Origin of the sequence: uncultured Anaerococcus sp. (assembly GCF_963510575.1) — a bacterium.
Taxonomy (GTDB): Bacteria; Bacillota; Clostridia; order Tissierellales; family Peptoniphilaceae; genus Anaerococcus.
The window spans coordinates 1-6,461 of record NZ_CAUPFR010000088.1 but is presented as its reverse complement, the minus strand read 5'-3'; the positions used below and the strand labels follow the sequence as shown (position 1 = coordinate 6,461).

The window sequence follows — 6,461 nt, the reverse complement described above, 5'->3', positions numbered from 1 at the left end:
GTGCTATTATTACAAGAATAAATAGGGTTAGGGCCCTAGATTTCTTTTTGTTGTTTGCTTCTGTTATGACGTCCTCCTCAATCTGGTTTCTTGCCAAAATACTGGTAAAAATCTACCTTTTGACCACCATTGTATAATTTTCTTTTCTTGGATATTTTTCTTTTAAAATGCCTATCAAATTTTTCATCTGCTGTTATGAAATAAAGTGACCAGGTAGCTAGCTTTGCTAACTTTTGATTGATTTTTTTATAAGTTTCACTTAGGTCTGTTTCTGATAGCCTCATTCCATAGGGTGGGTTTGAGATAAAAACTCCATAGTCATCCGAAATTGCAACTGATCCAAAATCCCTCGTTATAAAAGAAATATCTTCCTCAACTCCTGCATTCATGGCGTTTTGTTTGGCTAGTGTTATTGCCCTGCCCGATATATCTGAGCCTAGGATATTTAATTTCTTTGTATAATCGATTTTCTCCATGGCTTCTTTTTTGGCATCCTTAAAATATTTAGGGTCTATAAATTTAAAGCTTGTAAAGTCAAAGTTCCTATCAATTCCTGGTGCGATATTTCTTCCTATCCTTGCGGCTTCTATTAGTATTGTCCCCGACCCACAAAAACCGTCAAACAAAAACCTATCCGGCTTATAAAAGGAAAGGTCAACTAGGGCTGCTGCTAGGTTTTCTCTTAGGGGTGCCTTTACACTTCCTTCCCTGTAGCCCCTCTTGTGGAGGCCTTCTCCAGATGTATCTAGGCAAACTTTTGCAAGGTTTTTTTCAATCATTATTTCTATCTTAACTCTTTCGCCAGTTTTTTCAAAAAATGATTTTTTATAGTAAAGCTTAAGCTTGTCTATGATTGCCTTTTCGCTTATAGACTGGATGGACCTTAAGGAAAATAATTTTGACTTGTAAGATCTGGCATTTACTATAAAATTACTATCCTCAGCCAAAATATCTTGCCAGGAGATTTTTTTGATATTTTCAAAAAGTTCTTCAAAGTCCATGGCCTTAAAACTTGCTAATTCTAGATATACCCTGTCAGCGTGTCTAAGATTAATATTCAATTTTGCTAAGTCGGATAAATCGCCATCTAGGCAAATCAATCCATCACTCACTTTGAAATCTTTGTAGCCTAAGTCCATAAGTTGAAACTTAACCAGTCTTTCCAGACCAAAGCTAGTGGTAATTAGTATTTTTTCCATACTGATATTATAACTGATTTTTCATGCTTTTCATCTTTTTTGCAAAGGAAAAGCCACTTTCGTGGCATTTAATTTTCATTTAAAAATTCAAATGATTTTTCATAAAGATTTTCCCTGTAATCTGCGTTTGTAAAGGAGTGGTCTGCCCCTTCTATTTCGTAGTAGCTGGCGTTTTTAAAAGCGTCCCTTAGCTTTTCATTAGAATCCTTAAAAACTAAGGTATCCGCACTTCCTCTTATGATTAAGACCCTACCATCGTATTTAGCAGCTGACCCATAGATGTCTTTTAAAATAAAGTCTATTAAGAATTTTTTATTGATTTTAACTCCACCTATGTCTGCGTCTTCGAATTTTGAGATTAAATCATCATAGGACTTGTTGTTCTCAATTTTGGACTTACCGGAAATTTCACCTTCAAAAACTGTTTTTGCCATAACTTTAAGGTAGTCTTTGTTATTCATGTCGCTTGCTGGTGCTAGTAATACCATGGCTTTGGGTTTTAATTTATAGGCTAAGAGGCTTGCTAGGACTCCACCCAAGGAATGACCTATCCAATATAGCCTATCCTTGTCTACATAGTATTTCATCTTGGCAAAGTCATGAATCATCTCAGCTTCTTTTTCTTCACGACTTACAGTCATATAATAAAAACTACCATCAGATTCTCCTGAACCAGAAAAGTCAAACCTAATTACAACAAAACCTCTTTCTGTGAGGTACTTGGCGTGATTTAGTCTGAAACCTACACTTCCATTCCTATCTCCACCAAAACCATGGAAAATTATGGCGGTTGGATATTTTTTATTTTCGTCAAAGTCATCTGGGGTGTTTACCACACCCCTCATAACGATGCCATCTTCCTTAGTTATTTGTGAATAGATGTATTTCATTAAGCAAGAATCCTCGCCACAACAATACCACAAGCAGAAGCCTGAGATAGGGAGTGAGTTGCTCCTGAACCATCGCCTACGCAGTAAAGTCCCTTATGTGTTGACTCAAATTTTTCATCGACTTCTATTTCTGAATTGTAGAACTTAACTTCAATTCCATATAAAAGTGTATCGTCATTTGCCATTCCTGGTGCAATCTTGTCTAACTGGTAAATCATCTCAATTATATCGTCTAATTGCCTTTTTGGCATAACTAGGGAAAGGTCCCCCGGTGTTGCCTTTAGGGTTGGTTTGGTGAAAGATTTTTCCATCCTCCTATCTGAAGAACGACGGCCCTTGACAAGGTCACCAAATCTTTGCATCAAGACTCCACCACCAAGCATATTTGACAGTCTAGCTATGGATTCACCATATTCGTTTGAATCTTCGAATGGTTCAGTAAACCTATTTGTAACTAAAAGTGCGAAGTTGGTATTTTCTGATTGGAGTTTAGGGTCTGTGAAGGAATGACCATTTACAGTTAAAATACCGTTGGTATTTTCAGTTACAACATGGCCGTAAGGATTCATACAAAATGTCCTTACTATATCGTTGTATTGCTTGGTTTGATACATTATTTTAGCTTCATAAACATCATCTGTGATATGCTTAAAGACTTCAGCTGGTACCTCAATCCTTAGTCCTATATCTACCCTATTTCTTTTAGATTTTATACCAAATTTATCGCAAACATCTCCAATCCACTTAGAACCAGACCTGCCTGCTGCTAAAACCAAGTCATCTGCAGAAAATTCTCCGCCCTTATCAGTCTTAACTATGTACTTGCCATTTTCGTAATTTACATCTTCTACCATGGTAGAAAATTCAAAATCAACTGTATTTTTCACATATTCGTAAATTCTATGTAAGATAATTTTATTTCTATCTGTTCCAAAGTGGCGTACCTTTGCATCTAGGAGATGAAGGTCATGGCGTAGGCACTTGGTTTTTAAATCGTTTTTATCTGTACTATAAAGTTCCAAATCGTCCCCACCATCAAAACTCATTAGGACACTGTCAACATATTCCATTAGTTCCATGGCTTTTTTCTCACCAACATAACGATGAAGATCTCCACCAAAATTAGTAGTAATATTATATTTTCCATCAGATAAAGTTCCTGCACCACCAAAGCCATACATGATATTGCATGGTTTACAACCTATACAATGGTCAACTTTTCCATCTGTGATAGGGCAAGTCCTGTTTTCTACCTTGCGGCCCCCATCTATTATAAGAACCTTTTTCTTTGTCTCTAGCTTTGTTAGCTCATAAGCAATAAATGCTCCAGCTGCACCTGCTCCCACTACTATAATGTCATAGTTTTTCATGATTTCTCCTATCCATTTATTAAACATTTGGCGTATTTTTCTAATTTAACCTGCTATATTATACAAGTTAAATGCCTAATTTCAAACTATCCTTTACTTTTTGAAATTTTATGTTAAAATATATGTAATTTATTGAATCACTTGTACGCGCTAAGTAAAGTATAAGTGAAGATTAGATTTATATAACGCAAAAACTCCAAAAGAAAGGAAATTCTATGAAAAAAGCATTTGAAAAAGCCTTCCCCTATACTATACCCGTTATTATCGGTTATTTGTTTTTGGGACTTACCTATGGCATAATGGTCAGCCAAGCAGGTTTTAACCCACTTTTTGCACCCCTTATGTCCATGACTATGTATGCTGGTAGCATGCAATTTGTCATTTTACCCCTTCTAAAATCCGATATTTCCATTATTGCAATTATTATTCTAACCCTATCGGTTAATATAAGGATGATGTTTTATGGGGTAAGCCTTTTAAAAGACTGCAAAAATTCAAGAAGCAAGTTTCTTTTTATTTTAACTCTTTCTGATGAAACCTTTGCTCTGGATACATCAGTAAAGCCACCAGCAGATGTAAATAAGTCTGACTTTTACCTTGCTATAGGAATAATAAACTACCTTGTGTGGATAATATCTTCCTACCTTGGTGCCTTGCTAGGAGGGCTTATAAACTTTAATACCATGGGTATGGACTTTGTTTTGACCGCACTTTTCCTCGTGCTTTTGGTTGAACAATACTTTTCAACACCAAACCACAAACCACTCAAACTTGGCCTTGCTATTGCAATTTTCTCACTCCTAATTTTTAAGCCAGGCAATTTCATGATCCCAGCCCTACTTCTAATAGTCCTAAGCCTTTACGGCTTTAGGGGAAAAATCGAGGTGAAAAATGACTAGAATTTTAATTTTAATATTGGCTTCTTCGCTTACAACATTTTTAATAAGGTCAACTCCTTTTTTGTTTTTCTCTAGAAAAGAAATCCCTGACCTAATTAGGTACTTTGGCAAATACTTGCCTTTTGCCCTAATGCCCCTACTTGTAATCTTTGCTATTAGAAATATAAACCTCTTAGTCTACCCCTATGGACTACCTGAAATAATAGCTTCAGCTACAGTTATTATCCTCCATGCCAAGTTTAGAAAGCTCTTTCTTTCAATATCTTTTGGCACATTTGTATATATGGTCCTCATTCAATTAGTTTTTGTCTAAAATTGTAGTAAAGTATTAGTATTGAAAAGAATTAATTAAAGAGGTTATAATGAAAAAAGCTATAAATATTTCAAACAATAAGGCCGTTATTAATTTTTCTAAGGCCTTTTTTAATGACACTGATGACCTGCTAAAAAGTGAAGGTTTCTTTGATGTAATCTGCTCTTTTGTATCCTACCACAAGGAAAGACGTACAAGGATCTATACATATCTTGAAAAATTTTTCAGAGCTAGTGATATAGAAGTCCTTGCAGGAGAAATTAGGGATATTACAAAAATCCTTACAGTGATGAGTCTTGATGAAATTTCTGAAAAAATCAACAAGTATCATGACCTTGATAAGGAAAGAGACGCCCTAATTAGGATAGTTGAAGATATTTACGATTATTGGAGAAAGCTAGAAAGATATTCTGTAATCGAACAATCAGGTTATGATAGGGGTTTGGAAGTAGAAAATTTCCTAAGTTCCAACATAAAATTCAAGGACCTAATCCTTGATGTCTACAGAAAAGCAGAATTTTCTGTTACTGGCCAAGTGCCAAAGGTATTTAGACAAGTACCTGCAGGTGCAAATGCTTCTATAATTGTTAAAAATTTTGAGATTTCTTATCCAGAAGAATTACAATTTTTAAATGAAATACCATTTATTACCAAGGTTATGATTGAAACTCCTTACATTACCTACACAAAAAGTAACAAAAGAGATGGTTTCTTTGAAGAAGTTTATACAAATCCAATCCTAGATTTGGATATAGATACAGATGAGTTTTTATGCTATCCTGCAAAGGTTGGTGACAACCTAGTTTATATCTACTTCCACCAAGACCTAATCACCCACGGTATTTCTGCATCAAACTTATTTGACCTTGCAGATGAAGAAGAAATTTTAAATAAAAGACCAGATGCTATTTACTTATTTGGTGGAGAAAATTCTAAAGACCAAAATGTTTTCTATGAAAATTCAAACGGCCTCTTAATAGGTTATGTAAATTATACTGACAAAAAAGACTACTTTGGCTATTTAAAAAAGATGTGCCTAACACTTTCAAATATCATTTCAATGAAAAAATCCTACCTCCCAATCCACGGAGCAGGAGTAAATGTTGTTTTGCAAAATGGCAAGACAGCCAATGTTGTAATCCTAGGAGACTCTGGAGCTGGTAAAAGCGAATCAATCGAAGCCTTTAGGACCCTTGCCAAGGACTACATCAAAGACATGACAGTAATCTTTGACGATATGGGTACCTTTAGAATTAAAGATGATAAGGTAATGGCTTATGGTACTGAGATTGGTGCCTTTGTAAGGCTTGACGACCTAGATGCCGGCTATGCCTTTAAGCAAATCGATAGGTCAATCTTCATGAACCCAGATAAGATAAATGCAAGGCTAATTATGCCAGTTGCTGACTATGCTACAATCATGGGAGGTTATGAAGTTGATTTCTTCCTCTATGCAAACAACTATGATAAGCTTAAAGATGGTGAAAATTCTATTACAATCCTAGATGACAAAAACGAAGCTATCAAGGTTTTCAAAAGAGGAGCTAGGTTTGCCAAGGGTACAACCACAGAGACAGGTCTTGTGGAATCCTACTTTGCCAACCCATTCGGCCCTTATCAAAAACAAGAAGCTTGTGATAAGCTAATCCAAACTTATTTCAACAAATTATATGAAAACAATAAACAAGTTGGCGTAATCAGAACCCAACTAGGTGTTAGTGGCATGGAAACAGAGGGCCCACTAAAATCAGCCAAGGAACTTTTTGAAATAATAAAGGCCCTATAAATAG

General features: G+C 35.5%; 6 protein-coding genes. 3 read left to right on the top strand and 3 right to left on the bottom strand.

From position 1 onward, the window contains the following. Positions 1–77: 77 nt before the first annotated feature. From RQ907_RS06805 to RQ907_RS06795, 3 genes are all read right to left on the bottom strand, one after another. A complete protein-coding gene (locus tag RQ907_RS06805; RefSeq protein WP_311492625.1) occupies positions 78–1,199 on the bottom strand; it encodes a class I SAM-dependent RNA methyltransferase in 1,122 nt (373 codons plus the stop codon). 68 nt (positions 1,200–1,267) lie between these two features. Beyond that, positions 1,268–2,089 (bottom strand): alpha/beta fold hydrolase, encoded by an 822-nt coding sequence (locus RQ907_RS06800; protein ID WP_311492624.1) that lies wholly within the window; start codon positions 2,087–2,089, stop codon positions 1,268–1,270. Further along, positions 2,089–3,459 carry an NAD(P)/FAD-dependent oxidoreductase gene (locus RQ907_RS06795; RefSeq protein WP_311492623.1) on the bottom strand — a complete coding sequence of 457 codons (1,371 nt, stop codon included), beginning with the start codon at positions 3,457–3,459 and terminating at the stop codon, positions 2,089–2,091. Before RQ907_RS06795 ends, RQ907_RS06800 begins: the two co-directional genes overlap by 1 nt. Positions 3,460–3,674: 215 nt before the next feature. Here RQ907_RS06795 and RQ907_RS06790 point away from each other — a divergent pair, with 215 nt between their 5' ends. From RQ907_RS06790 to RQ907_RS06780, 3 genes are read left to right on the top strand one after another with little or no spacing between them, the layout of a single operon-like run. Further along, positions 3,675–4,358 carry an AzlC family ABC transporter permease gene (locus tag RQ907_RS06790; protein ID WP_311492622.1) on the top strand — a complete coding sequence of 228 codons (684 nt, stop codon included), beginning with the start codon at positions 3,675–3,677 and terminating at the stop codon, positions 4,356–4,358. Then, complete coding sequence (locus RQ907_RS06785) at positions 4,351–4,671, top strand: AzlD domain-containing protein (protein ID WP_311492621.1); 321 nt, start codon at positions 4,351–4,353, stop codon at positions 4,669–4,671. The genes RQ907_RS06790 and RQ907_RS06785 overlap by 8 nt, the downstream gene beginning before the upstream one ends. Before the next feature lie 49 nt (positions 4,672–4,720). Next, the gene (locus tag RQ907_RS06780; RefSeq protein ID WP_311492620.1) at positions 4,721–6,457 is read left to right on the top strand and encodes a phosphoenolpyruvate carboxykinase; all 1,737 of its coding nucleotides are present in this window, start codon (positions 4,721–4,723) and stop codon (positions 6,455–6,457) included. Positions 6,458–6,461 lie beyond the last annotated feature (4 nt).